At 38.9% G+C, this 2,511-nt stretch carries 4 protein-coding genes and 1 pseudogene; 4 read left to right on the top strand and 1 reads right to left on the bottom strand.

The window, feature by feature from the left end; genetic code table 11:
- Positions 1-69 precede the first annotated feature (69 nt).
- Together ABFX15_RS02125 and ABFX15_RS02130 are read left to right on the top strand one after the other, a co-directional pair.
- Complete coding sequence (locus tag ABFX15_RS02125) at positions 70-801, top strand: plasmid pRiA4b ORF-3 family protein (RefSeq protein WP_346023883.1); 732 nt, start codon at positions 70-72, stop codon at positions 799-801.
- Between the two features lie 19 nt (positions 802-820).
- Positions 821-1,117 (top strand): hypothetical protein, encoded by a 297-nt coding sequence (locus ABFX15_RS02130; RefSeq protein ID WP_346023884.1) that lies wholly within the window; start codon positions 821-823, stop codon positions 1,115-1,117.
- Between the two features lie 184 nt (positions 1,118-1,301).
- On the opposite strand, the pseudogene ABFX15_RS02135 reads toward ABFX15_RS02130, so the two are convergent.
- Positions 1,302-1,466, bottom strand: a pseudogene (locus tag ABFX15_RS02135) (ATP-binding protein); the annotation flags it as partial.
- Between the two features lie 88 nt (positions 1,467-1,554).
- Here ABFX15_RS02135 and ABFX15_RS02140 point away from each other — a divergent pair.
- Positions 1,555-2,232, top strand: a complete 678-nt coding sequence (locus ABFX15_RS02140; RefSeq protein ID WP_346023885.1) for a response regulator transcription factor — start codon at positions 1,555-1,557, stop codon at positions 2,230-2,232.
- Entirely contained in the window at positions 2,225-2,401 is a 177-nt protein-coding gene (locus ABFX15_RS02145) for a hypothetical protein (RefSeq protein ID WP_346023886.1), read from the top strand. The genes ABFX15_RS02140 and ABFX15_RS02145 overlap by 8 nt, the downstream gene beginning before the upstream one ends.
- Positions 2,402-2,511: the final 110 nt, after the last annotated feature.

The raw sequence follows: 2,511 nt of genomic DNA on the forward strand, positions 1-2,511 counted from the left end.
AAAAATGTCTAAAAAAGCAGTGAGTTTAATAGAAATAGTTATCCACATTTAGAGGTATGAATAATTCAGGTGAAATCATATATTATAAGAATTGAACTTGAAGAATCAAATCCATTAATTTGGAGAAGAGTCATCATGCCTGCCGGTGCTACATATAAAAGACTTCATGATGTCATTCAGAACGTGACCAATTTCCAGAGTGGTTATCCAGGAGGCGGTTATCATCTCTATGAGTTTGATCTTCCTAAAGAGAATAGAATCGTCACTGATAATGAGGAAGCGTATATGGAGCATCAGCACTACATAAAGAATAAACAGTATTATGAAGATCGGCTGAAATCAATGCCCGCCAATATGCTTCAGTTTGAGCAGAACCACCAGGAACGGTTAATGGTTGAGGTCCGCAAGCCTACTGGACTGAAGATAGACGATTATATTGAGAAGTATAAGGAGATCCGATACAACTATGACTTTGGTGATGATTGGTGGTTCACTATTAAACTTGAAGAGATCGCCCATGATTATTACTTTGGTTACCCAACTCTACTTGATGGAGATGAGACAGCACCGCCAGAAGATGTGGGTGGGATCCATGGGTTTTATGAGTTTTTGCAAGCTTACCGCAATCCAAAGCATCCAGAGCACGGTGACATGAAGGCTTGGGTTGAGGATTGGAATTTCAAGGAGTACGATCCTGATTGGATTAATGACAGACTTAAGGGGATTGATTACAAGAAGACCGAGTGGGGCAAGATTAATCACGAGAATTACAAAGTGATTGAGGATAAGTATAGAAAGTGAAATGAAAGGGGATAGCCAATTGAAGTATTCAGAAATAGAAGTAAAGAAAATGTTGAAAACTGGCGACTTGAGTCTCGAAGAACAGATCAAGTTTAACATCTTGAACTTCATCAGGACAATCCATCTTAATGAACTGGACTTCATTGAATCATCCTTTGGGACAGAGTTTTTTGGTGAGTTGCCCATGACATTTAAGAAAAACCCAGGCCAAGTGATGGGGCTGATCACTGCCACTATCAATGGAGAAGTGCAGAAGTACGTCTTTAACGATAAAGGGTATGAGCCTTTAGAGGATCTGATCAAATTAAGTAGATAATAGAGAAAACCCGTCAAGCATTATTAGCCTGGCGGGACTTTGTTATTTTTGGAAGACCATGATTGGTAGATTAGGAAGCCCGCTGTCAAGGGCAATATAAAATTGTAGAATTATGACAGAATAAAATTGTAGAATTATGACAGAATAAAAATGTAGGTTTTTGACAGTCTATTCTTGAAGTCCTTTATATTTTCCCCTTCATACGATAAGATTTTCCTGTAATCTTAAAGACTTTGACATGATGAACCAAGCGATCAAGAATGGCGGCGGCTATTTCAGAATTCTGAAATAGCTCTCCCCATCGAGACAAGATAATGTTCGTTGTAATCAGTGTAGATTTCTGTTCGTAGCAACAAGAGTCTCTCTCTTTTAATCCTGGTTTAATCAACGTGTGATAGTATAATGAATATATAAAACTGATTATGGAGGGAGAACAGATGCGCTTACTATTAGTTGAAGATGAACCTGAGTTGAATGAGATTATCGCCAAACGATTGAAAAAAGAACATTACGGTGTGGATCAGTGTTTTGATGGAGAAGAAGCATGGGATTATATCGAATTCAACGACTATGATGCCATTATCTTGGATATCATGCTGCCTAAGATAGACGGCATCGAATTAATGAAGCGAATTCGGGCACAAAAGAAAGACACGCCTGTTATTATGCTGACAGCGAAAGACACTACGGAAGACCGCGTTGCCGGGTTAGATTCTGGAGCGGATGATTACTTAATCAAACCTTTTGCCTTTGATGAATTGCTGGCTCGAATTCGTGTCCTTTTAAGAAGAAAAACGGGTCATACCAGCAATACGATTACGCTAGCTGATTTGATTTTGGATACAGATAAAAAGACCGTTCGAAGAGGTGAGAAGGATATTATCCTGTCGAGCAAAGAATATTCTATTCTGGAGTACATGATGCGCAACCAAGGCATTGTTCTTTCCCGTGATAAGATTGAGCAGCATATTTGGAATTATGATTATGTTGGTGGATCGAATATCGTAGATGTCTACATTCGTTATCTAAGGGTTAAAATTGATAAAGACTCTTCTCCCAAGCTGATTCATACAGTCAGGAGCATGGGGTATGTGATGAGGGAAGAACATGACTAAATTATCGATAAAAGCAAAGGTCACTCTCTGGTATGCCCTATTAATGGTGGTCGTTATCGGCTTCGTGTTGGCAATCATTTTCTATGTCGGCAATACAGTGCTGACTTCTTCTATAGATGTAGAAAAGCATTCTATACCGATAAAAAAGAGGCGAAAAAAGGCAATGTGATCCAGCAGACGTGAATACACTGCTGGATCACATTGCCTTTTTTTCTTGTCAAATGTCTCCAGCAAAGGTAAAATAAGGAAACGTATACAAATCTGACAGAAAGAAAGAGA

The sequence above is a fragment of the Alkalibacterium indicireducens genome, from assembly GCF_039522005.1.
GTDB classification, from domain to species: domain Bacteria; phylum Bacillota; class Bacilli; order Lactobacillales; family Carnobacteriaceae_A; genus Alkalibacterium; species Alkalibacterium indicireducens.